At 71.6% G+C, this 21,618-nt stretch carries 24 protein-coding genes and 1 pseudogene; 14 read left to right on the forward strand and 11 right to left on the reverse strand.

The features are described 5' to 3' along the window. Nucleotides 1-33 precede the first annotated feature (33 nt). The 7 genes and pseudogenes from OQ02_RS25035 to OQ02_RS25065 form a co-directional block, all read right to left on the reverse strand. Nucleotides 34-279 (reverse strand): annotated as a pseudogene (locus OQ02_RS25035) (hypothetical protein); the annotation flags it as partial. Continuing rightward, the gene (locus OQ02_RS41305; protein WP_051772783.1) at nucleotides 276-3,005 is read right to left on the reverse strand and encodes a TNT domain-containing protein; all 2,730 of its coding nucleotides are present in this window, start codon (nucleotides 3,003-3,005) and stop codon (nucleotides 276-278) included. The gene OQ02_RS41305 and the pseudogene OQ02_RS25035, both read right to left, overlap by 4 nt. 14 nt (nucleotides 3,006-3,019) lie before the next feature. Continuing rightward, complete coding sequence (locus tag OQ02_RS25045; RefSeq protein ID WP_033441015.1) at nucleotides 3,020-3,328, reverse strand: hypothetical protein; 309 nt, start codon at nucleotides 3,326-3,328, stop codon at nucleotides 3,020-3,022. Continuing rightward, a complete protein-coding gene (locus OQ02_RS25050; protein WP_051772784.1) occupies nucleotides 3,325-3,804 on the reverse strand; it encodes a YbaB/EbfC family nucleoid-associated protein in 480 nt (159 codons plus the stop codon). The genes OQ02_RS25045 and OQ02_RS25050 overlap by 4 nt, the downstream gene beginning before the upstream one ends. Before the next feature lie 153 nt (nucleotides 3,805-3,957). Continuing rightward, nucleotides 3,958-4,887 carry a hydroxymethylglutaryl-CoA lyase gene (locus tag OQ02_RS25055; RefSeq protein WP_033441016.1) on the reverse strand — a complete coding sequence of 310 codons (930 nt, stop codon included), beginning with the start codon at nucleotides 4,885-4,887 and terminating at the stop codon, nucleotides 3,958-3,960. After that, complete coding sequence (locus OQ02_RS25060) at nucleotides 4,874-5,404, reverse strand: PH domain-containing protein (RefSeq protein WP_033441017.1); 531 nt, start codon at nucleotides 5,402-5,404, stop codon at nucleotides 4,874-4,876. Before OQ02_RS25060 ends, OQ02_RS25055 begins: the two co-directional genes overlap by 14 nt. A gap of 60 nt (nucleotides 5,405-5,464) precedes the next feature. After that, a complete protein-coding gene (locus OQ02_RS25065; protein ID WP_051772785.1) occupies nucleotides 5,465-6,289 on the reverse strand; it encodes a biotin--[acetyl-CoA-carboxylase] ligase in 825 nt (274 codons plus the stop codon). Between the two features lie 176 nt (nucleotides 6,290-6,465). Here OQ02_RS25065 and OQ02_RS25070 point away from each other — a divergent pair, with 176 nt between their 5' ends. Beyond that, nucleotides 6,466-8,097 (forward strand): acyl-CoA carboxylase subunit beta, encoded by a 1,632-nt coding sequence (locus tag OQ02_RS25070; protein ID WP_033441019.1) that lies wholly within the window; start codon nucleotides 6,466-6,468, stop codon nucleotides 8,095-8,097. After that, nucleotides 8,094-8,306 carry an acyl-CoA carboxylase subunit epsilon gene (locus OQ02_RS25075; protein ID WP_033441020.1) on the forward strand — a complete coding sequence of 71 codons (213 nt, stop codon included), beginning with the start codon at nucleotides 8,094-8,096 and terminating at the stop codon, nucleotides 8,304-8,306. Before OQ02_RS25070 ends, OQ02_RS25075 begins: the two co-directional genes overlap by 4 nt. 115 nt (nucleotides 8,307-8,421) lie before the next feature. Here OQ02_RS25075 and OQ02_RS25080 read toward each other — a convergent pair whose 3' ends face one another. Beyond that, a complete protein-coding gene (locus OQ02_RS25080; protein ID WP_156077303.1) occupies nucleotides 8,422-8,826 on the reverse strand; it encodes a hypothetical protein in 405 nt (134 codons plus the stop codon). 95 nt (nucleotides 8,827-8,921) lie between these two features. Continuing rightward, entirely contained in the window at nucleotides 8,922-9,836 is a 915-nt protein-coding gene (locus OQ02_RS25085; protein WP_033441022.1) for an AraC family transcriptional regulator, read from the reverse strand. Nucleotides 9,837-9,911: 75 nt separating this feature from the next. Between OQ02_RS25085 and OQ02_RS25090 the strand changes: the two genes are divergently transcribed. The 3 genes from OQ02_RS25090 to OQ02_RS25100 all read left to right on the forward strand — a co-directional run bounded on the left by OQ02_RS25090 (nucleotide 9,912) and on the right by OQ02_RS25100 (nucleotide 13,058). Then, entirely contained in the window at nucleotides 9,912-10,817 is a 906-nt protein-coding gene (locus OQ02_RS25090; protein WP_033441023.1) for an NAD-dependent epimerase/dehydratase family protein, read from the forward strand. Nucleotides 10,818-10,916: 99 nt separating this feature from the next. Continuing rightward, the gene (locus OQ02_RS25095; RefSeq protein ID WP_033441024.1) at nucleotides 10,917-11,537 is read left to right on the forward strand and encodes a Maf family protein; all 621 of its coding nucleotides are present in this window, start codon (nucleotides 10,917-10,919) and stop codon (nucleotides 11,535-11,537) included. Nucleotides 11,538-11,738: 201 nt separating this feature from the next. Next, nucleotides 11,739-13,058, forward strand: coding sequence for a dicarboxylate/amino acid:cation symporter (locus tag OQ02_RS25100; protein ID WP_033441025.1), 1,320 nt, complete (start codon nucleotides 11,739-11,741; stop codon nucleotides 13,056-13,058). A 190-nt stretch (nucleotides 13,059-13,248) separates the two neighbouring features. Here OQ02_RS25100 and OQ02_RS41310 read toward each other — a convergent pair whose 3' ends face one another. Continuing rightward, nucleotides 13,249-13,920: a hypothetical protein gene (locus tag OQ02_RS41310; protein ID WP_156077304.1), complete on the reverse strand. Its 672-nt coding sequence runs from the start codon at nucleotides 13,918-13,920 to the stop codon at nucleotides 13,249-13,251. Nucleotides 13,921-14,037: 117 nt separating this feature from the next. On the opposite strand from OQ02_RS41310, the gene OQ02_RS25110 reads away from it, so the two are divergent. The 9 genes from OQ02_RS25110 to OQ02_RS25150 all read left to right on the forward strand — a co-directional run bounded on the left by OQ02_RS25110 (nucleotide 14,038) and on the right by OQ02_RS25150 (nucleotide 21,151). After that, entirely contained in the window at nucleotides 14,038-15,801 is a 1,764-nt protein-coding gene (locus OQ02_RS25110; protein WP_033441026.1) for an acetyl/propionyl/methylcrotonyl-CoA carboxylase subunit alpha, read from the forward strand. Nucleotides 15,802-15,811: 10 nt separating this feature from the next. Then, on the forward strand, nucleotides 15,812-16,198 hold the full coding sequence (locus OQ02_RS25115) for a DUF1707 SHOCT-like domain-containing protein (RefSeq protein ID WP_033441027.1): 387 nt from the start codon (nucleotides 15,812-15,814) through the stop codon (nucleotides 16,196-16,198). Continuing rightward, on the forward strand, nucleotides 16,195-16,440 hold the full coding sequence (locus OQ02_RS25120) for a hypothetical protein (RefSeq protein ID WP_033441028.1): 246 nt from the start codon (nucleotides 16,195-16,197) through the stop codon (nucleotides 16,438-16,440). Before OQ02_RS25115 ends, OQ02_RS25120 begins: the two co-directional genes overlap by 4 nt. An 11-nt stretch (nucleotides 16,441-16,451) precedes the next feature. Beyond that, the gene (locus tag OQ02_RS25125; protein WP_051772787.1) at nucleotides 16,452-16,892 is read left to right on the forward strand and encodes a GNAT family N-acetyltransferase; all 441 of its coding nucleotides are present in this window, start codon (nucleotides 16,452-16,454) and stop codon (nucleotides 16,890-16,892) included. Nucleotides 16,893-16,898: 6 nt separating this feature from the next. Further along, on the forward strand, nucleotides 16,899-17,486 hold the full coding sequence (locus tag OQ02_RS25130; RefSeq protein WP_051772788.1) for a DUF3558 domain-containing protein: 588 nt from the start codon (nucleotides 16,899-16,901) through the stop codon (nucleotides 17,484-17,486). Nucleotides 17,487-17,648: 162 nt separating this feature from the next. Next, nucleotides 17,649-17,963: a transcriptional regulator gene (locus OQ02_RS25135; RefSeq protein WP_231500221.1), complete on the forward strand. Its 315-nt coding sequence runs from the start codon at nucleotides 17,649-17,651 to the stop codon at nucleotides 17,961-17,963. Nucleotides 17,964-17,991: 28 nt separating this feature from the next. Beyond that, nucleotides 17,992-19,290 (forward strand): PPE domain-containing protein, encoded by a 1,299-nt coding sequence (locus OQ02_RS25140; protein WP_033441030.1) that lies wholly within the window; start codon nucleotides 17,992-17,994, stop codon nucleotides 19,288-19,290. Continuing rightward, the gene (locus tag OQ02_RS25145) at nucleotides 19,290-20,090 is read left to right on the forward strand and encodes an ESX secretion-associated protein EspG (protein WP_156077305.1); all 801 of its coding nucleotides are present in this window, start codon (nucleotides 19,290-19,292) and stop codon (nucleotides 20,088-20,090) included. Before OQ02_RS25140 ends, OQ02_RS25145 begins: the two co-directional genes overlap by 1 nt. Nucleotides 20,091-20,233: 143 nt before the next feature. Then, the gene (locus OQ02_RS25150) at nucleotides 20,234-21,151 is read left to right on the forward strand and encodes a DUF559 domain-containing protein (RefSeq protein WP_051772789.1); all 918 of its coding nucleotides are present in this window, start codon (nucleotides 20,234-20,236) and stop codon (nucleotides 21,149-21,151) included. Between the two features lie 3 nt (nucleotides 21,152-21,154). On the opposite strand, the gene OQ02_RS25155 is transcribed toward OQ02_RS25150, so the two are convergent. Then, nucleotides 21,155-21,607 carry a gamma-glutamylcyclotransferase family protein gene (locus OQ02_RS25155; protein ID WP_033441031.1) on the reverse strand — a complete coding sequence of 151 codons (453 nt, stop codon included), beginning with the start codon at nucleotides 21,605-21,607 and terminating at the stop codon, nucleotides 21,155-21,157. Between the last annotated feature and the right edge of the window lie 11 nt (nucleotides 21,608-21,618).

Below are 21,618 nucleotides of genomic sequence, written 5' to 3' on the forward strand. Positions count from 1 at the left end.
CGCCGCTTCCGGCTGCGTGGTCTCGGGCTGGGTCAGCACGCCGACCGCGCCGCGCACCACCTGCGCCCACACCAGCCGGCCGAACAGGTAGTGGCAGGCGACGTCCTCGCTGGTGAACGCCGCCCAGTCGTACCGGTTGCCCTGCTCGCGCCAGAAGACCTCGAAACCCTCCTCGGTCGGCAGCAGGCACCACGTGTTGTCGGCTTCCGCCCCGATCGACACGACCTCGGCGGGCACTCCGACGGCCAGCAGCCAACCCTGGATCGACTCGGCGTTCATCCCATCTCCTCCAGGTAGCCCAGCGCGATCAGGTCGGCGACCGGGTAGGTGGCGCGGTACCGGACGCCGCCGCCGGGCTGCCCGAACCACTCGGCGGACAAGGTGAACCACACCGGCAGCACCTTGACCACCCGGTAGCGGTGGTAGCCCGAGTCGACGAGCGCGGGCGGCAGGGACCGCGCCGGGTACGCGGTGCCGAGCTGGGACAGCACCCGGCCTTCCGGTCCGCCGAACCGGTCCAGCTCCACGCCGACCGCGAGGCTGCCGGCCTGGCCCGCCTCGTAACCGCCCTCGGGGAACAGCTCACCGGGTGGCCAGGCGTACTCGGGCGGGTCGGCGCGGACCAGGAACCTGCGCTCCCAGTCGCGTTCGTGCAGGCCCGCCAACGGGTCGTAGCCGTCCAGCAGCTCCGGGTCGGGCGCGGTGCCGGGCGTGAGGACCACGCGCGGGCGGTTGCGTGCCGGCACCGGGTCGGTCGACACCGCGGCCGTGGGCGCTTCGGTCGGGTCCGCACCGGACAGCCTTGACCGCAGTCCTTCTTGGCCGGTGGCGAGGAGGTCCAAGCCGAACTTGGCGGACGCGTCCACCAAGTGGCCGTCCGGGTGGCCCTGCGGCTCGAAGCGCAGCCCCGCCGCGAACGACTCGTCCTCGGACGGCGGGAGCAGTTGGCGTGCCGGTTCGGCGCTGGGCTGCGGGAGCTTGCCGCCGGGGAACATGTGCAGCAGGAACAAGGCCGCCGCTTCGGTGGTCGGCTGCGCGGTCCGCGCGGCCTCGACCGGGGACGAAGGCCGGTTGTCTCCCGGTTCGGCCGGCAGCGTTCCCGCCGTCGGGCCGGGTTGGAGCGGGAAGCCGGTGGAGGTGGTGTCGCGCGCGCCGGCGGGCACGCCGATCGGCACGGGCAGGATCGCCAGGCCGAGTGCGCTGTCCTTGACCTGCTGGGCAACGGCGGCCAGGACGTCCTTGGCTTCGGCCTTCGCCTGACCGTCCGCCTTCGCTTGGCCTTCCGCCTTGGCCACGGCCTCGCCCTTGGCCTGGGCGGCGCCCGCGTCCTTGGCCTGACCGCCCGCGCCTTGCCCCTGCTGGTTCTGGCCAGGCTGGGACTGGCCCTGGGCTTGCCCCGACTGGGCTTGACCGGGCTGAGGCTGGGCTTGAACCGCTTGTGCCGCACGGGCTTCGGCCTTCTGCCCCGCCTGCTGCCCGGTCTGCTGACCCGGAGCCTGCGTGTTCGCGGCGGCATTGGCAGCGGCGTTCGCGGCCGGGTTCTGCGCCACGGAGGCAGCCGCCGCAGCCGGCGCCGCTGCGGCAGGTCCACCGCCGAGCGACGGGCCGCCGAACCCCGGTCCCTGCGGCGAGGGCTGGTTCGACACCGGCGTCGCGGGCTGGGCGGGCGCGTGCGGGGCTTCGGTGTGCGGCAGCGGACGGTCCAGGAGCGCCGCCGACGACTGGTTGACCGTGCCCTCGGTCCGCGTGACGACGTCCCCGACCGTCGCGGCAGCGGCCGGGACCGCGCCGAGGACCGGGTTCAGCAGGTCGCCGACGATCCGGGGGCCCTGGCCCGACGGTGCTCCGGCCTGACCCGGCGGGGTGCCGCCGTGCCCGGGTCCGTTGTCGTGCCCGGGTCCGTTGTCACGGCCGGGCACCACGGTCTCGGTCACGCCCTGGACCGTGTCCACCACACCCTGGACGGTGCGGCCGACCGTGTTGTCGACGGCATCGCCCGCGCCCTGCACGACGTCGCCCGCCGTGTCCAGCACCGGTTCCACCACGGCCGCGACAGGTGGCACGACCGCGCCGACCGCGCCCACGACCGGCTGCGCCACCGCGCCGACCGTGTCGGTCACGGCACCGACGAGCCCGCCGACCAGACCGGGAGCCTGACCCGAACCGCCACCAGCAGCACCACTCGCAGCACCGCCACTCGCAGCACCGCCATCGCCGGTCACGCCGCCGAGCAGACCGTCCACCAGCCCGCCGCCCTGCCCCTGGTCGCCGCCCGGCGAACCACCGCCGAGCAGACCACCGAGCAGACCACCGCTCTGGCCACCACTCTGTTGGCCACCGCTCTGCTGGCCACCACCCGGCTGGCCACCACCTTGCTGGTCGCCACCCGGCGCCACACCGGAACCCGGACCTGAACCAGGGCCGGAACCCTGCGCGGAACCGGCGTCACCCGGCGCGTGAACCCCCGGATTGGCGTTCACCAGAGGCTGCTGGCCGCCGACCTGAACGCCGCTGTCCAACCGCACCGCGCTCGTCAACGTGTCGGTCAGGTGGGCGACGTTCGCCGCCGCACCACGCACCGCGGCGTCCAGCCCCAGCAACGCCGTCGGGTGCCCGGCGCCCGCCGCCTGCTGCGCCGCGTCGTTGTTCTTGGCCAGGTTCACCAGCTCGCGCACCAACTCGACCTTGGCCGCGCCGACCTGCTCGGCCGCGTGGTCCAACCGGTCGGCCGCCGCGTGGCACCCGCGCACCACCGAGTTCAACGTGCCGTCCGGCGCGGTGAACCTGCCCCAGTGGCCGCGCGCCGCATCACCGGCCGACCCGGACATGGCGGCCAGTGCCTTGCTCGCCGAACCGTCGGACTCCCCCGCCAACGTGGACAGCTTGGCGCCCGCCTCCCGCCACGCGGTGGCGGAGGCGCGGAGGGCGTCCTCGTCGGCCTGCGGCCACGACACGCCGGCTTTGGCGGCGACCTCGGCCAGTTCGGCCGGCAGCTCGATCCCCATCACGGCCCCCTGAGTCAGATCGCGCCGAGCGCGTTGCGGTTGCCCTCTTCGACCTCGCGGTACGTGCGGGCCGTCTCGGCGAAGCGCTCCCCGATGCCGCCGAACCCGCCGCCCAACCCGCTCAGCCCGGCCAACACGTCACCGGACGGCTGCACGTGGCTCGCCGCGAAGCTCTGCCCGATCGCGTCACCACCCCAGCAATCGCCGAGGGAGTCCAGCAGGCCACCCAGGTCACCCGCGATCTTCCCGGCGCGCTCGGCGAACGCGGTGAAGTCGTCGGCCCCTTCGGCGAGGCGGGCGAGGTCGGTCTGGAAGCCGGTCATCTCGTTCTCCTCTGGCCGCTGCTCCCGTGGACGGCGGCGTCGCCGTCCAGCCAGTCGCGCTGCTCGAAGTCCTCGTCGTCGTCGACGACCGGACGCCGTCGAGGTGGCTCGGGCGGCCGGATCTCCTCCGGGCGCAGGTCGGCCGTCCCGCGCAACAACGCCTCGGGGTCCGTGCCGGCGGGCAGCACGGGGCTCAACGTGCGGTAGGCGCCTTCGGCGGCCTCGGCCGCGGCGTCCCGCGTGGTGCGCACGATCAGCTCGGCGAGCTGCGCGGGACGCAGCCGGTACGCGTTGTCGCTCAACACCAGGTCGGCGAGCGCGCCCTTGGCGTCGACCACGGCCGTCACGGAGCCGTCCGGGCTGGTGGCCGACCCGGACACCTTCGCCAGGTCGCGCTGAACCGACGCCAACTGGTCACGGCTGCGCCGGTAGTCGGCGAGCAGCTCGTCCACCCGGGCACGGTGATCGGTCGTCACGGCCACCTCCGGTCTACGCCGTCGCCAGTCCGATTTGCCACGGCCGGCCGCGGTGGCATGGTCGTCGGTCGCGCGTTGGACGTTACGACCGACACGCCGGTTCCCGCCCGTTCGACGGATTCACCCGAGCGGATTCACTTCACGAATGACGAGCTAGCCGCGCAGCGCCCGCACCACCCGCGACGGGCTCGGCCGGCCGAGCCGTTCCGCCATCCACGCGCTGGTGTCGGCGAGCTTGTCCAGGTCGACGCCGTGCGCCACGCCCAGCCCGTCGAGCATCCACACCAGGTCCTCGGTGGCCAGGTTGCCGGTCGCGGACTCCGCGTACGGGCAGCCGCCCAGGCCGCCGGCGGACGAGTCGACCGTGCGCACGCCCGACTGCAACGCGGCCAACGTGTTCGCCAACGCCTGCCCGTACGTGTCGTGGAAGTGCACCGCCAGCCGGTCCACCCCGCCGAAGCCGGCCAGCAGGGCCGTCACCTGGCCGGGTGTGGCCACGCCGATCGTGTCGCCCAGCGAGAGCTGGTCGCAGCCCATGTCCAGCAGCCGCTTGCCGACACCGATGACCTGGTCGCGCGGCACGGCGCCCTCCCACGGGTCGCCGAAGCACATCGACACGTACCCGCGGACCAGCAGGCCCTCGGCCTTGGCCTTGGCCACGACCGGCTCGAACATGGCGAACTGCTCGTCCAGCGACCGGTTCAGGTTGCGCCGGGCGAACGTCTCGGTGGCGCTGGCGAAGATCGCGACGTGGTCGACGCCCGCCCGCAGCGCGCGCTCCAGGCCGCGTTCGTTGGGCACCAGCACCGGGTAGCTCACGCCGGGGCGCTTGACCAGGCCGGCCAGCAGCTCCTCCGCGTCGGCCAGCTGCGGCACCCACTTGGGGTGCACGAAACTCGTGGCCTCCAGGACCGTGCCGCCCGCGTCGGCGAGCCGGTCCAGGAACTCGAGCTTGGTGGCGACCGGCACGACCTCGGACTCGTTCTGGAGCCCGTCGCGCGGACCGACCTCCCAGATCGTCACCCGGTCCGGCAGTCCGCTCGTGCCCACCGCCTCGGGCAGACCGACGTCACGCGCTCCCATCGCCGACCTTCTCCTCGTGCCGGAAGTCGTCCTCCGGGTTGTCGTTGATCTCCCGGTAGAGCATCGAGTGCACCTTCTCCACCCCCGGGATGTCGTCGAACTCCAGCGGCTCGTCCGAAGCCGACTCGATGATCAGCGTGCCGCAGCCGAGCACCCGGTCCACCAGGCTGTGCTCGAACCGGACGCTGTTGATGCGGCCGAGCGGGATGTCCAGGCCGGTGCGCTTGAACACGCCGATCCGGTACATCACGCGGTCGCTCGTGACGATGAAGTGGGTGGTGCGCCAGCGGACCACCGGCGCCAGCGTCAGCCAGGTGACCAGCACCACGACGACCGCGGCCAGCGCGATCCAGGCGACCGCCGCCCAGCTCAGGTCGGCCACCAGCGCCGCGAGGTAGGCGCCACCGCCGACCGCGACGAGGAGCACGAGCACCGGGACGACCAACGTCTTCCAGTGCGGGTGCTTGTGGATCACGACGTGCTCGCTGGGGCTGAGCAGGTCGTCCGGGTAGGCCACGACGGTCCCTTTCGGTGGCTGGGCTCGCCGCTGACCGGGCTCGCCCCCTGCTGGGCAGGTTCACCGTACCCGGAGGTGCACCACGTCCCCCGCGGAAATCGCGTGGTCGGCACCTGAATCGTCACGGACGACGAGCGTGCCGTCGGACTCCAGGTCGTGGGCCGTGCCGAGCAGCTGCTCGCCCCTCGACAGCTCCACCCGCACCGGGCGGCCGAGCGTGACGCAGTGCTCGCGGTACTCCTCGCGCAACGACGGCTCGTCACCGCCGGCCCGCCGCCACCGGCCTTCGAGCGCGTCCAGTTCGGTGAGCAGGGTGACGGCGACCTCGGTGCGGTCCAGCGGGCCGCCGTGGTCTTCGAGGCTGGTCGGCCGCAGCCCGCCCGCGCCCGGCTCGACGTCGTCGGGCAGCTTCGCCACGTTGAGCCCGATGCCGAGGACGACGGCCTGCGTCGCGCCCGCGGTGATCTCGGCCAGCACGCCCGCCGCCTTGGCGTCACCGATGAGCAGGTCGTTCGGCCACTTCAGGGTGGCGTCCACGCCGACGCTCCTCGCCGTGCGGACCAGCGCCACACCCGCGAGCAGCGTCAACCACGGCAGCCGTGACGGCGACACACCACCCGGCCGGAACAGCACGCTGAGGTAGAGGCCACCGGTCGGCGACGACCAGCCGCGACCTCGTCGTCCCAGCCCGGCGGTCTGCTGCTCGGCGATGAGGACGGTGCGGTCGTGGGCACCTTTGGCCGCCGCGACGCGCAGGTCGGCGTTGGTGGAACCGGTGTGATCGACGACGTCGATGGCCGCATAGGGGCCGATGAGCTTGGCGCGGAGTCCCGCGGCGTCCAGGGTCACGGTGCGCAGACTATGAGCGCCGGCGTTCGACCGCATGGCCTACGCGGGAAGTCGCGACCCGCCCCACGCGCTTGTCGGAGCGGTGTGGACCGTGGGGCGGATCACGGGGTCAAGCCTGCAACCTCCACCGCACTGGAGGTCAACACCGCGGATCGTGAGCTGGGCTACTACACCGGCGGCCCGCCGATCCGACCCGGCTAAGCTGCGCGGCCATGAGCAGTGGGACCGCCCCCATCGGCGACGAGCCGGACGTTCACACCACGGCCGGGAAACTTGCCGACCTGTACCGGCGCAATGACGACGCCGTGCACGCCGGTTCGGCGCGAATGGTGGAGAAGCAGCACGCCAAGGGCAAGAAGACGGCGCGTGAACGCATCGAGATGCTGCTCGACCCCGGCTCGTTCGTCGAGCTGGACGAGCTGGCCCGGCACCGCTCGACCAACTTCGGGCAGGAGCGCAACAAGCCCTACGGCGACGGCGTGGTGACCGGCTACGGCACCGTGGACGGCCGCCCGGTGTGCGTGTTCAGCCAGGACGTCACGGTCTTCGGCGGCTCGCTCGGCGAGGTCTACGGCGAGAAGATCGTCAAGGTCATGGACCTGGCGATCAAGACCGGCAGGCCGATGGTCGGCATCAACGAGGGCGGCGGCGCGCGCATCCAGGAGGGTGTCGTCTCGCTCGGCCTCTACGGCGAGATCTTCCGCCGCAACGTGGCCGCGTCCGGCGTCGTGCCGCAGATCTCGCTGATCATGGGCGCGACCGCGGGCGGCCACGTCTACTCGCCCGCGCTGACCGACTTCGTGGTGATGGTCGACCAGACCTCGCACATGTTCATCACCGGCCCGGACGTGATCAAGACCGTCACCGGTGAGGACGTCGGCTTCGAGGAGCTGGGCGGCGGTCGCACGCACAACACCAAGTCCGGCAACGCGCACTACCTCGCCGGTGACGAGGACGACGCCATCTCCTACGTCAAGGAGCTGCTGTCGTACCTGCCGGCCAACAACATGTCCGAACCGCCCGTGTTCGACACGGCGGACGACCTGGTGCACGGCTCGATCGAGGACTCGATCACCGACTCGGACCGCGAGCTGGACACGCTGATCCCGGACTCGGCGAACCAGCCGTACGACATGCACGAGGTCGTCACCCGGGTGCTGGACGAGGGTGAGTTCCTGGAGGTCCACCCGCTGTTCGCGCCGAACATCCTGGTCGGTTTCGGCCGGGTGGACGGGCACTCGGTCGGCATCGTGGCCAACCAGCCGACCCAGTTCGCGGGCTGCCTGGACATCGACGCCGCGGAGAAGGCGGCGCGGTTCGTGCGGACGTGCGACGCGTTCAACATCCCGGTGCTGACGTTCGTCGACGTGCCCGGCTTCCTGCCCGGCACGGACCAGGAGTGGAACGGCATCATCCGGCGCGGCGCGAAGCTGATCTACGCGTACGCCGAGGCGACCGTGCCGCTGGTCACCGTGATCACCCGCAAGGCCTACGGCGGCGCGTACGACGTGATGGGGTCCAAGCACCTGGGTGCGGACATCAACCTGGCGTGGCCGACGGCGCAGATCGCGGTCATGGGCGCGCAGGGCGCGGCGAACATCGTGCACCGCAAGACGTTGGCCGCCGCCGCGAGCGCGGGCGAGGACGTGGACGCGCTCCGGGCGAAGTTGCAGCAGGAGTACGAGGACACCCTCTGCAACCCGTACGTGGCGGCGGAACGCGGCTACGTCGACAGCGTGATCCCGCCGTCGTCCACGCGGGCGTACGTCGCACGGGCGTTGGCGATGCTGCGCGACAAGCGCGAGGTGCTGCCGCCCAAGAAGCACGGGAACATCCCGCTGTGAGCGGGGCGCCGCACCTCCGGGTGGTGCGAGGGAACCCGGACGACGTGGAACTGGCCGCGGTGGCGGCGGTCGTGGCGGGCCTGGCCGCGAGCGGTGGCCAGGTCGGGGACAAGCTGCGCCGGTCGGCGTGGGCGGACAAGTCGCGGCTGCTCAGGCGCGCACTGCCGCACGGCCCCGGAGCTTGGCGCTCGTCCGGCCTACCGGGCTGACAGGCGTTCCAGGACCACCGCCGGACTCCCGGGTTCGGCGGTGGTCCCGTTTCAGCCGGTCTTTCGGCAGTGGACTCCAGCAGTGGGCTTGAGCAGTGGGCTTGAGCAGTGGACTTCAGCAGTCCACGCGGCGTGAGTTGACCTGCACCCCGGTGTCGCCGAGGACGGTCACCTCGCGGCAACGCGAACCGTCCGGCACGTGCATGCGCACCCGCATCCACATGCTGCTCGCACCGACCCGCGCGTCCAGCACCTCGACGCCCTCCGCGGCCACCGCGGACGGCACCGCGTCCAGCCGCCGCAACGTGCGCACCACGGACGTGACGTGGTCCATCACCAGGTACTCGACGCGGTCGCTGCCGTTCGCGAACGGCCAGAACGGCACGCCGTACCCGACCGGGTCCGTCGACACGATCCGCGCCGTCAGGACGAGGACGAGGACGGCCGGGAACACCAGGAGCCACCGGTACCGGCCTCGACCCCGATCGGTCCGGCGGACCACCAGAGCCAAACGCTGCACGATTCCGACGGTGCCCGACCGCCGCGCAGGGCGCATCGGTAGATCTACGCAACGCCGGGATCACGACGTCCCGACGCCGCTGCCGGGCTTCGGCATCACGTACCCACCCGCCCGCGGTACAGGCCCGGTGCCACCCCGTACGCGCGCTTGAACGCCTTGCCGAGCGCGTACTCCGAGGCGTACCCGCAGTGGGTGGCGACGGCGCGGAGCGGTGCGTCGGTCTCGCGGAGCATGCGCGCGGCCGTCGTCATGCGCCACCACGTCAGGTACTCCAGCGGCGGTTGGCCGATGACCGCGGTGAACCGCTTGGCGAACGCCGCCCGCGACAGGCCCGCGACGGCCGCCAGGTCCACCACCGTCCACGGCTTCTCCGGGTGGCGGTGCATCTGGCGCAGCGACGTGGTGATGGCCGGGTCGCGCAGCGCCGTCGCCCAGCCGGCCGCGTCGCCGGGCTGCTCGTCCAGCCACGCCCGCAGCACGTACAGCAGCAGCATGTCGATCAACGCGGGCAGCACGGCCTCGGTGCCCGAACGCGGGTCGCACAGCTCGTCGCCCAGCAGCTCGACCGCGCTGCGCAACGACGGGTGCTGCCCGACCCGGTTGGGCACGTGGATGATCGTCGGCAGGTCGGCCAGCAGCGGGTGCGACCGCGCCGGGTCGAACCTGTAGGACGCGCACAGCAGCTCGGTGGCCGCGCCGCCGCCGTCGATGTGCATCTCGTCGAGCGGGGTCGCGTCGTCCGGCTCCGGCTCGAAGTCGACGGTCGGGGTGCCGGGCCGGTCGACGAGCGCGTAGCCGTCGCCGTGCGGGATGAACAGCACGTCGCCGACGCCGAGCGGCAGCGGCTCGCGGTGCTCGGACATGAGCCAGCAGCTGCCCGAGAGGACCACGTGGCAGCCGGCGGCCGTGCCGCGCTGGAACCGGACGCCCCACGGCGCCTGGCTGACGGAGCGGGCCGCGGTCGGGCGACCCGTTCGCATCACGGTCAGCACGTCACTGAGGACATCCATGGTGAAGACTCTAGGACATCTTTTGGAGCTTCTTGGCTATCCACAGTCTTCTTGCCGGGCAATACCTTCGACTGCATGACATTCCACGTTGTAGTAGGCGCCGGTCCGACCGGCACCGCCACCGCACTGCGGCTCGCCGAGTCCGGCCACGACGTCCGGGTGGTCACCCGCCGGGGCACCGGGCCCGAGCACGACCGGATCGAGGTGGTCGCCGCCGACGCGACCCTGCACCTGACCGGGTTGGCCGAGGGCGCCGCGACGATCATCAACTGCGCCATGCCGCCGTACCACCGGTGGCCGGAGGAGACGCCCGCGCTGTCGGACGCGCTGCTGGCCGCCGCCGAGCAGACCGGCGCCGCGTACGTGAACCTGTCCAACCCCTACGGCTGCGGCCCGATCGACGGCCCGCTGACGCCGGACCTGCCGATGCGCCCGATCTCGATCAAGGGCCGGGTCCGGGCGCGGATGTACCTCGACGGGCTCGCCGCGCACGAGGCGGGCAGGCTGCGGTTCGCGGAGGTCCGCCCCGGCGACTACCTGGGCGTCGGCGCGCTGGCCATGTTCAACCTGCTGATCGGACCGCAGGTGCTCGCGGGACAGGAGGTCGTGTTCCCCGCTGATCTGGACGTGGCGCACAGCTGGACGTACACCGGCGACGTGGCCGCGACGCTGGTCGCCGTCGCCACGTCGGACCGGTCGTGGGGCCGCGCCTGGCACACGCCGCAGACCTCCGACCTCCCGATCCGCGACATGGCGGCCCGGTACGCGGCTGTGGCCGGCGTCCCCCTGCCGCCGGTGCGCGAGATGACCCCGCTCGAACTGCACACGCAGGCCGCCGCCGACCCGGTCATGGCCGAGATGACGGAGATGCAGTACCTGTACCTGCGCGAGTCGGTCCTCGACTGGTCCGACACGGCCGCCGAGTTCGACCTGAAGCCGACCCCGCTGGACGACGTGCTCCGCGAGTTGCTGCGGGGCTGACCGGGCCGCCGGGACAGCTCAGGTCACCGGCACCAGAGCCGGCGGTGCGCCGGAGGTCTCTGGGACGAGACCTCCGGCACACCGCCTAGGCTTCGACGCGTGCGCTTCGTCCTCGCTTCCCAGTCCCCCGCCCGCCTGGCCGTGCTCCGCGCGGCCGGGGTCGAGCCCGTTGTCCGCGTGTCCGGCGTCGACGAGGACGCGTTGACCGCCTCCCTCGCCGACGCGAAGCCGGCAGAGCTCGTGACCGCGCTGGCGACGGCCAAGGCCGAGGCGATCGCCACCGCACCGGACGACGGCACGTACGACGACGCGGTGGTCGTCGGGTGCGACTCGATGCTGATGACCGCGGACGGCGACGTGCACGGCAAGCCCGGCACGGTCGAGGTCGCGCGCGAGCGCTGGAAGAAGATGGCGGGCACCACCGGCACCCTGCTCACCGGGCACGCGGTGCTGCGGATGCGTGGCGGGGAGGTCGTGGACCGGGCCGCCGGGCACGAGGCGACGCTGGTCCGGTTCGGCCGCCCGACCGACGACGAGCTCGAGGCGTACCTGGCGACGGGCGAGCCGCTGCAGGTGGCGGGCGGGTTCACGCTCGACGGGCAGGGCGGCTGGTTCGTGGACGGCATCGACGGCGATCCGTCCAGCGTGATCGGCATCAGCCTGCCGCTCACCCGGAAGCTGCTCCGTCAAGTCGGCGTCGCGGTGTCCGACATGTGGTAGCCGTGGTCACAATCCGCCTGATGCGGGAAGCTCCTGGCAGGAGTCTCGCGTTGGGGGAGCCGTGGGTGAACTGCTGACGCGCCGCCGTCACATCGACTTCGGGCGCAGGACGAACACGGGCTGTCGGGGCTGACGCCCCCGCCGTCCGCCCCGGGCCGTCCGTCCCGGTCGTCCACCCTGCGCCGATTCCGGAGCACACCCATGTCGTTCGTCCGCAGTTACACCAAGCCGAAGGTCTTCGGCATCACCGTCCTCGCCGCGCTCGTGCTGGGCGCGCTCGCGGGGTACGTCGCCCAGAGCACCGACCAGGCGTGGCTGATCACCGCCCTCGGCACGATCGGTGACGCCTTCACCAGCCTGTTGCAACTCACCGTGATCCCCCTGGTGTTCACCGCGATCGTGGTGGGCATCACGAGCCTCCGCAGGCTCGGCACCTCGCGCGCGGCCCGGCTCGGCGGCAAGACGCTGCTGTGGTTCGCCATCACCTCGTTGATCGCCGTGCTGATCGGCCTGGCCATCGCGCTGGTCTTCAAGCCGGGCGCCGGCGTGCAGGTCGAGCCGTCGCAGGCGGCGGTGGAGAAGCTGGCCGCGCGCGACCAGGGCTCGTGGAGCACCCTGCTCGAAACGCTCATCCCGTCGAACCTGTTCAGCGCCTTCACCGAGGGCGAAGTGCTCCAGGTGGTGTTCATCTCGGTGCTGGTCGGCTTCGCCGCGTACGCGCTGGGCGAGAAGGCCGCGCCGTTCGTGTCGCTGACGCGGTCGGCGTTCGACCTGATCCAGAAGATCGTCGGCTGGATCGTGCTGCTCGCGCCGATCGGCGTCTTCGGCCTGATCGGCACGGCGTTCGCGACTTACGGCAACTCGTTCGTCGGGCCGCTGTTCTCGCTGATCGCGTCCGTGTACGGCGGGTCGCTGCTGGTGCTGTTCGTGGTGTACCCGCTGCTGCTGCGGTTCGTCGGCCGGGTGTCGCCGGTGACGTTCTTCGGCAAGGCGTGGACGGCGATCCAGTTCGCGTTCGTGTCGCGGTCGTCGGGCGCGACGCTGCCGTTGAGCCGGCAGGCCGCGGCGAACCTGGGTGTGGACGCCGACTACGCGTCGTTCGCCGTGCCGCTGGGCACCACGACGAAGATGGACGGCTGCGCCGCGGTGTACCCGGCCATCGCCACCGTGTTCATCGCCAACCTGTTCGGCGTGCAGCTCGGCTTGTGGCAGTACGTGGCGATCGTCGCGGTCGCCGTGTTCGGCGCGCTGGCCACCGCCGGCACCACCGGCTGGTTCACCATGCTGACGTTGACGCTGGGTGCGGTGAACATGCCGCCGGAGGTCATCGCCACCGGCGTGGCGGTCGTCTACGCGATCGACCCGATCCTGGACATGGTCCGCACGGCCACCAACGTGACCGGCCAGATCACCGTTCCGGTCCTGGTCGCCCGCACCGAGGGCCTGCTGGACGACGAGGTCCTCAACGCACCCGCCGAGCCGTCGCTCCGCACCGCGCCGAGCACCCCGGTCCCCGCCTGAGCGTTGAACTCACCCGTTCCGAACGTAGGACTCACGGGTACGGAACGTAGGACTCACCCGACGCGAACGTAGGACTCACGCAAACCCCGCGTGAGTCCTACGTTTAGAACGCGTGAGTCCTACGTTCGGGACCGCCGAGTTCAACGTTCGGAACACGCCGGGTGTCCACTTCCTGCACGGCAGTGCCCGTTCATGCACCGCACTGACGGAGTTCCGAAGGGTCCGGAGCCACCTCGGGCCACCCGGACAGCGCCTCCGGCTCACGGACGACGGGCGTGCAGCCCAGCTCGCCACCCCCGCCGGCCAGCGAGAACACCTGCACGAACCAACGCGCGCAGTCCGCACCCGTCGGGCACGCCCGCTGCACGGCCACCACGTCGGCCACCGCGTCCTGGTTCACGTCCCGCAGCGCCAAGTACGCCCCGCTCGACACGTACGGCACCTGAGCCCGCGACCAGGCCCCCGACCTGCGCACGAGCACCTCGCCCACCACCTCGCCGCCGACCTCGCCGCGCGCCAGGCACACCCCGACCTCCGCGTCGACGCACTGCAACGACTGCTCGGTGATCCGCGCGCCGGACGACGCGATGGTCAACTCGAAGATGTTCGGCCCCGAAGCCCCACCGGTACGGATCCGGCCCGCGCCCTCACCGACGAGCAACTCCACTGAATCGACGCCGACCTGCTTCTTCACCACGGACCGGCACGCCGTCGTCCCGCACCGGAGATCGTCGCGCGGAGCCGTCGCACCGGCGTCCGTGACCGCCGTCGGACGCAGTGACCAGGCGATCGCCAACCCGGTCACGGTGGTCAGGACCGCCGCGCAAGCGATCGCGAGCGCGGCCATGGGCGGGCGTGTCACGATTGCGGATTGTTCCACCAAGCGTGAGCTGTCTCTCGGTCACCGCGTACTGACGGGTCACTAAACTCCCCGACCATTGCCGCTCCAAGTTCCACAGTTGCCAGGAGGTAGGACGTCGTGTCGCTGCGCAAGGTCCTCGTCGCCAACCGCGGCGAGATCGCCGTCCGGGTCATCCGCGCCTGCCGTGACGCCGGGCTGGCCAGCGTCGCCGTGTACGCCGACCCGGACCGGGACGCCCCGTTCGTCCGGCTGGCGGACGAGGCGTTCGCCCTGGGTGGCAGCACGCCCGGTGACAGCTACCTGTCCGTGGACAAGCTGTTGGACGTCGCCAAGCGCGCCGGCGCGGACTCGGTGCACCCCGGCTACGGCTTCCTCTCCGAGAACGCGGACTTCGCGCAGGCCGTCATGGACGCGGGCCTGACGTGGATCGGCCCGACCCCGCAGGCGATCCGCGACCTCGGCGACAAGGTGACCGCGCGGCACATCGCGATGCGCGCGGGCGCGCCGCTGGTGCCCGGCACCAAGGACCCGGTGAACGGGCCGGACGAGATCATCGCGTTCGCCGAGGAGCACGGCCTCCCGGTGGCGATCAAGGCGGCGTTCGGCGGCGGCGGTCGCGGCCTGAAGGTCGCCCGCACGCTGGAGGAGATCCCCGAGCTGTTCGACAGCGCGGTGCGCGAGGCCGTCACGGCGTTCGGCCGCGGCGAGTGCTTCGTCGAGCGGTACCTGGACAAGCCGCGGCACGTCGAGGCGCAGGTGCTGGCCGACCAGCACGGCAACGTGATCGTCGTCGGCACGCGCGACTGCTCGTTGCAGCGCCGCCACCAGAAGCTGGTCGAGGAGGCGCCCGCGCCGTTCCTCACCGACGAGCAGCGCGCCGCGATCCACACGTCCGCGCGCGCCATCTGCAAGGAAGCCGGCTACCACGGCGCGGGCACGGTCGAGTACCTGGTCGCGGTGGACGGCACGATCTCGTTCCTCGAGGTGAACACCCGGCTCCAGGTGGAGCACCCGGTCAGCGAGGAGACCGCGGGCGTCGACCTGGTCCGCGAGCAGTTCCGCATCGCGGCCGGCGAGAAGCTGCGCTTCACCGAGGACCCGACGCCGCGCGGCCACTCGATCGAGTTCCGCATCAACGGCGAGGACGCGGGCCGCAACTTCCTGCCCGCCCCCGGCACCGTCACCACGTTCGTCGCACCGTCCGGCCCCGGTGTCCGGGTGGACGCCGGTGTGGAGAGCGGCACGGTCATCGGCGGCCAGTTCGACTCGTTGCTGGCCAAGCTGATCGTCACCGGCGAGAACCGCACGCAGGCCTTGGAACGGGCGCGGCGCGCGCTGGACGAGATGGTGGTCGAGGGCATGGCCACCGTGCTGCCGTTCCACCGCGCGATCGTGCGCGACCCGGCGTTCGTCGGCGAGGACGGCTTCATCGTGCACACGCGGTGGATCGAGACCGAGTTCGACAACACCATCGCCCCGTTCTCGGACGGCGCGGAGGCCGAGGAGGACGAGCCGCGGCAGACCCTGGTGGTCGAGGTCGGCGGACGGCGGCTGGAGGTGTCGCTGCCCGGTGACCTGGCGTTCGGCGGTGGCGGCGGCGCGAAGACCGCGGTGAAGGCCAAGCCGCGCAAGCGCAGTGGCGGCAAGGGCGGTGCGGCCGTGTCGGGTGACGCGGTGGCCGCGCCCATGCAGGGCACCATCGTGAAGGTCGCCGTCGAGGACGGGCAGCAGGTCGAGGCGGGCGAGCTGATCGTCGTGCTGGAGGCCATGAAGATGGAGAACCCGGTGATCGCGCACAAGGCCGGTGTGGTCACCGGTCTGGCCGCCGAGCCGGGCGCCACGGTCACCCAGGGCACCGTTCTCTGCGAGCTCAAGGAATAGGCTCGGCCGTGTGAGCGAGCGGGACATCCGGATCGGCGACGCGGAGCGCGAGCACGCGCTCGAACTGCTCGGCACGCACCTCGGCGAGGGGCGGCTGACGGTGGACGAGTTCGGCGAGCGCTCCGCCCGCGTCGCCACCGCGAAAACCCGCGGTGACCTGTACTCGTTGTTCGGTGACCTGCCCGCGCCGCGCCCGAGCTTCACCCGCGTGGAACCCGAGGTGCGGCCGGTCGGGTCGGTCCAGCGCGACATCAGGCGCGATCCGCGCTTCAACGGCGCCGTCGTGATGGCGGTGGCGTTCGTGAGCTTCGCCCTGCTCTTCGTGGTGAAGACGCCGTTGATCCTCCTGCTGATCCCCGCGGCGATGCTGCTGGTCGGCCGGATGGGCTCACGGTGAACGGGTCGTTGTTGCTGGTCCTGCACGACCGCGAGGACGCCGAGGAAGCGGCGCGCGAGCTGGCGGCGGCGGGCTGGTCGCCGTGCGCGGTGCACAAAGACCTGTTGGCGGGCGAGGACGACGCCGAGGACGCCGACTGGGTGGTGGAGCTGGTCACCGGCCCCGGTGGCCAACCGGCCGCCGACCACCGCGCGCTGCTCGAAGAAGTGGCCGAGCACCACGACGGCTTCGTCACCGACTAGTCTCCCGCGCCATGGAGGCCGTCGAGATCAACGCGGGCGAGTTCTACCTGCGTCAACTGCGCGTCGACGACCGCATCGACGACCGGGTGGCGTTGGTGGGCGGCGGCCTGTTCCCCGATCTCGCCACCGCCGGCGCGCACATCGCCGAACGGGCGGACCAGTGGCACACCGAGGAGTGCTGCTCCTGGGCCGTGTGCGACCAGCTCACCGGGACGGCCGTCGGCGAGGTCGCCTTGGCCCGCACCGGCGAACTCACCTGCTGGACCACCCCCGACCTGCGCGGCAAGGGGATCGCGACGCACGCGGCGTCCGCCGTGCTGCGGTTCGGGTTCGGCTTCCTCGACCTGCCGCGGATCACCGCGACCCCACCTGACGAACCGGCCCGGCGAGTAGCTGTGAAATGCGGCTTCACCGCCGGGTCTCCACTTGGCGTGTGGACACGGCTACGGTAGGTGCCCATGAGGGTTGCTCGTGTGATCATCGCCACGCTGTGCGCGTGGACGTTGGCCGCCTGCACGCCCTTCCCGGAGAAGAAGGCCGACGGCCGGGTGGACGAGCCGCTGCCGCCGACGACGACCACCGTGACGTCGTTGCCGCCCAGGCCACAGGACATCCGGCTGGACGAAGTGGACCCGTGCGCGATGCTCTCGGCGGAGCAGCGGACCCAGTTGAGCCTGGACAACCCGCCCAGCCCCTATGTGGAATCGAGCTTCGGGAACGCGAAGGCGTGCACCATGCGCAGCAACATCAGCGGGAACGTGGTCAGGTTGACGCTCGTCACGGTGGAGGGCGTCGGTGTCTGGCTGAGCGAGAACGCCCAGGTCGACGCCAAGCAGACGACCGTGGCCGGATTCCCAGGTCTGACCGTGCGGACACCCGGCATGGACAACGTGTGCAACGTCGAAGTGGACCTCGCCGAGGGCCAGTTCCTGGACGTGATGTTCCGCGACGGCGGTAACGCCACGGCGGCGAAACAAGACACTCTGTGCCAAGGGGCGCAGCGCGCGGCAGAAGCGGCGGTAGCCGGTTTGCTGCAACGGCGTTGATCCACGCGGGGGATGTGCACGCCACCTACTCCCCGCTGTCGGACCCGGTGGCTACAGTGACCATGCGCGACGGGAAGCAGGAAGGCGGGGAAGTCGTCCATGGCGTCGGAAGACAACGGTCAGGGCGCTGACACGGGCTCACCACCGCCCTTGGCCCACACGTTGAACGTTGAGCCCAGCGCGATCCCCAGCCTCCGCAGCGCGTTCGCCGGCGCGCTCACGAAGCTGGACAAGGAGATCGAGCTGGCGATCACCGAGGTCCGGGTCCGCCCGTGGGCCGGTGATCCGGTGAGCCAGGAAGCGGCGGAGCGGTTCAACGAGCGGTCGCTGGAGTCCGGCGACTCGGCGTTGACGGCGCTGGAGAACTACCAGCGGCAGCTCAAGTCGGCCATGGACGCGTTGACCCTGGTCGAGCGGCAGTACACGTCCATCGAAGAAGACAACACCGGGTTGATGGGACAGCAGGGCAGCCGCTGAGCGCCCGGCGCAGGCAAGGGGAACGTTCATGCCCGATGGACACCGCTGGAGCGGGTACAGCCACGAAGAGCTGTACCGGCAGATCAACTCCGGGCCGGGACCGAAAGCCTCGCACGCCTCGATGGAGCGGTGGCAGGGCGTCTCGACCGCGTTGACCGAGATCAACGCCGAGTTGCTCGCCGGCGTGCAGCGCTCCGGCGCCACGTGGGAGGGCTCGGCGGCGGACCACGCCCGCAGCGGCCTGAACCCGTTGGCGGCGTGGGCGGACGATGCCCGTACCGGCGCCGAGGTGATGCGCATCTCCGCCGAGTTGCAGGCCGACTACATCTCCAAGGCCCGTTCGGACATGCCGCCGCCGGTGAAGGTGACGGCGGAGGAGCCGAACCTGCTCGTCAGCGCGCTCACGAACCTGGTGGGCGGGCAGACGGACTACGAGAAGCAGGAGAAGGCGCAGAACGCGGCCGAGCAGCGGGCGCGTGAGGTGATGACGACGTACGCGTCCAGCACCGTGTCGAACACGACCACGCTGGGCCAGTTCCACCAGCCGCCGCAGCTGGTGATCAGCGCGGGCGACGTGGTGCGGAACGACTCGGCCGGCGTGTCGCAGCCGGGGTGGGCGTACGGCGGTCCTCGTGGCGGTCGTGGCGGCGGCGGCGGTGGTGGTTGGCGTCGTGGTGGGCGCGGCGGCATGCCGATGTGGCGTCCTCCCGTGTCGTCGGGCTCCGGCAGCTACGCGGGTGGCGGGTCGACGGGCACGTCTTCGGCGGCTCCGGTCGCGTCGACCAGGCCGTCTACCGCCGCGGTCGTTCCGGCGGGGCCGAGTTCGGCGGCTTTCGGGACGGGTGGCGTGATCGGCGGTGCGGGTCGGTCGGACAAGGAACGGCGCGGCTCGTCGTCTTCCGGCTCTTCCGGTTCTTCCGGCTCCTCTGCGTCCTCGGACACGACGAGCGGGCAGAACGCCGCGGCTCAGCACGTGCTCTCGGGCGGCACGTCGTCGTCCAGCGGCACGACGTCGGTCAGCTCGGCGGAGTTCGGGGCGTTCGCGGCGGCCAACGCGCAGCACGCCGCCACGGCGGCCCCCGGTGGGTCGACGGGCGCGCTGGCCGGCGGCCAGGTCGGCGGTGGCGACACCGTGCACAAGCGGAGCACGCCCGCGCCGGTCGCGCCCGCGTTCGACCCGTTCGGCGGGTTGGGCGGCCCCCGTGGCGGGGACGACGAAGAAGATGCCACGCACGATGCCGCCGACTACCTTCGGGAGACGGACGACATCTACGGCGTTGGCGGGACGATCTCGCCTGCGGTGATCGGGGAGAGCACCACCCACTGATGACGATGTTCGGTTTGGACTTGGGCAGCAACGACCTGCGCGAACCGGTGACCATCTCGGCGCTGGAGTTCGACGTGCTGTGGGAGCACCTGCGGTTGGAGACCATGCCGCTGGTGCTCAAGGTGCCGTCGCCCGGCAAGACGCACGCGGAACGCGCCGAGCTGGAGCAACGGGCGTGGGCCGACCTGGACCGCCGCGGGCTGGGTCGGCCGGTGTCGCTGGACCCGATGCTGGAGGACCTGCTCCACCTGCTGAACCGTCCGCAGCACGAGGTGGACGGCCGGCTCTGGCTCGGTCGCAGCGTGCGGTTGCTGGCGGCGGCGAAGGGGCAGTCCGGCGTTCTCGCCGTGCTGGACGACGGCCGGCTGACCCTCCGCCCGGCGAGCAGCGAGGGCCTGCCCCGGGAAGCCCTCTCCGTACTGCCGCCCCTGCCGGCGGGTCCCGGTCACTCGGTGACCCTGCCGAGCGCCGACCTGGACGCCGCCGCTGCCGCCGCGGGCACGCCCGACGACCTGGAGGCGGCGCTCCTCGCGCGGGGCGTTCGCCAGCAGGACGCGCGAACGTTGGCCGACATGTTCCGCGACGCGGGCAACCGCGGCCAGTTCGGCTCGGCGACCCGTGACAAGTGGGGCAAGCGCGTCCGGCAGGACCGCGTCGTGTCGTTCTTCGACAACCCGCAGGGCCGCTACATCCAGCTCCGCCGCGCCACGCCGGGCCAGCAGCCGTGGAGCACCGTCTCCCCCGTGGACGGCCGCCGCCTGATCCAACACCTGGAAGACCTGTCCACCCCCACCCCGTGAGTCCTACGTTCAGGACCCGTGAGTCCAACGTTCAGAACCCGTGAGTCCAACGTTCAGAACACCCCAATTCAACGCTCAGAACGGCGTCGCTGCACGATCGGGTGAACCAGGTACGGAATCGGCGTCCCGGCGCTCGGTTCTACATGATCGAACTACCTCCCGGCCTCCATGGGGCCTACCCGCGCACGCGCCTGCACCACCACCTCGGCCTGCAAGGGCTGCGCCGTGCGCTCAATGACGGCCACCTGGTCAACTACTGCCGCACGGTGGTCATCCGACGGGACCGGATGACGAACCTGCACACCCGGGCCGCCGCCGCACTGCTGATGGCCGGGCCGGACGCGGTGCTGACCAACCACACGGCCGTCTGGCTGCACGGGTGCACGGCCGCCGAGACCAACCGCGTCCACGTCCTGCTCGACTACGACCGCAGGCTTCGGCCTCGCCCGGACCTGGTCGTGCACTACTACCAGTACGACCCGGCGGACGTCGTCAAGGTCGACGGCCTGCGCCTCATGGCGCTCGACTACGCCCTCGCCGACCTCCTCTGCCGAGGCCGTCATCGCTCGACCGCCCTGGCCTGCGCGGACCAGGCGCTCGCCGCCCTCCCACCGCAGCAACGCGCCGAGTTCAAGGCCGACCTCGCCGTGCGCATCGCGACCCGCCGTGACTTCCGGGGCAAGCGGCAAGGCGTCTTCCTGCTCGATCTCGCAACGGGCCTGCCCGAGTCACCGGCGGAGAGCGCGCTCCTGCTGATGATCGCCGAAGCGGGGTTCCCCTTGCCCACGCCGCAGTACTCCGTCCGCGACCTGGCCGACCGCGAGGTCTGGCGGCTGGACTTCGCCTGGCCGGACGCACGGGTCGCGGTGGAGTACGACGGCTACGCGGCGCACGCCGACAAAGCCGAGGCCGACCGCGCCCGTGACGAGGACCTGCGGCGGCGTGGCTGGAAGGTCCTCCGGGCCGACGTCTCGGACTTGCGGAACCCCACCCGCCTGTTCCAACTCCTGAGCGTTGAACTCAGGGGTCCTGAACGTAGGACTCACGCGTTCCGAACGTAGGACTCACGAGGGGCCTATGCCTTGGCAGGGGCGGGTGCGGAGGTCGGAGACGTAGTCGTCGGGGGCGCCGGCGGCTTCGGCGGCGTCGGCGACCACGCCGATGTACCGGGCCGACGGCAGACCGCCCTCATAGGCGTCCAGGACGTAGAGCCAGGCGGTTACCGAACCTTCCAGGGTCTGGACGCGCAGGCGGATCTTCTTGTACAGGCCGAGGGCACCCTCCCAGCGGTCGAGGCGGGACTCGTCTCGCGGGCTCACGTCGTACAGCACGCAGAACACCTGCGAGTCGGGGTCCTCGACGATGGTGGCGAGCGCGCCCTCCCAGCCAAGGTCCTCGCCACCGAACGTCAGACGCCATCCGGCGAGCCACCCGGTCCCCGCCATCGGGGAGTAGGGGGCTCGCTCCATCATCTGGTTCGGGTCCATGTTGGACCCGTACGCGGCATAGAGCGGCACGACGACAGCCT

The organism is Saccharothrix sp. NRRL B-16314, assembly GCF_000716595.1.
Lineage (GTDB): Bacteria > Actinomycetota > Actinomycetes > Mycobacteriales > Pseudonocardiaceae > Actinosynnema.

What these genes read in the sequence shown, in the direction of transcription:
- OQ02_RS25100 (WP_033441025.1), top strand. Translation starts at nt 11,739, where the DNA reads ATGTCGTTCGTCCGCAGTTACACCAAGCCGAAGGTCTTCGGCATCACC.
- OQ02_RS25125 (WP_051772787.1), top strand. Translation starts at nt 16,452, where the DNA reads ATGGAGGCCGTCGAGATCAACGCGGGCGAGTTCTACCTGCGTCAACTG.
- OQ02_RS41305 (WP_051772783.1), bottom strand. Translation starts at nt 3,005, where the DNA reads ATGGGGATCGAGCTGCCGGCCGAACTGGCCGAGGTCGCCGCCAAAGCC.
- OQ02_RS25130 (WP_051772788.1), top strand. Translation starts at nt 16,899, where the DNA reads ATGAGGGTTGCTCGTGTGATCATCGCCACGCTGTGCGCGTGGACGTTG.
- OQ02_RS25085 (WP_033441022.1), bottom strand. Translation starts at nt 9,836, where the DNA reads ATGGATGTCCTCAGTGACGTGCTGACCGTGATGCGAACGGGTCGCCCG.
- OQ02_RS25150 (WP_051772789.1), top strand. Translation starts at nt 20,234, where the DNA reads ATGATCGAACTACCTCCCGGCCTCCATGGGGCCTACCCGCGCACGCGC.
- OQ02_RS25045 (WP_033441015.1), bottom strand. Translation starts at nt 3,328, where the DNA reads ATGACCGGCTTCCAGACCGACCTCGCCCGCCTCGCCGAAGGGGCCGAC.
- OQ02_RS25065 (WP_051772785.1), bottom strand. Translation starts at nt 6,289, where the DNA reads ATGCGGTCGAACGCCGGCGCTCATAGTCTGCGCACCGTGACCCTGGAC.
- OQ02_RS25090 (WP_033441023.1), top strand. Translation starts at nt 9,912, where the DNA reads ATGACATTCCACGTTGTAGTAGGCGCCGGTCCGACCGGCACCGCCACC.
- OQ02_RS25145 (WP_156077305.1), top strand. Translation starts at nt 19,290, where the DNA reads ATGACGATGTTCGGTTTGGACTTGGGCAGCAACGACCTGCGCGAACCG.
- OQ02_RS25055 (WP_033441016.1), bottom strand. Translation starts at nt 4,887, where the DNA reads ATGGGAGCGCGTGACGTCGGTCTGCCCGAGGCGGTGGGCACGAGCGGA.
- OQ02_RS25140 (WP_033441030.1), top strand. Translation starts at nt 17,992, where the DNA reads ATGCCCGATGGACACCGCTGGAGCGGGTACAGCCACGAAGAGCTGTAC.
- OQ02_RS25070 (WP_033441019.1), top strand. Translation starts at nt 6,466, where the DNA reads ATGAGCAGTGGGACCGCCCCCATCGGCGACGAGCCGGACGTTCACACC.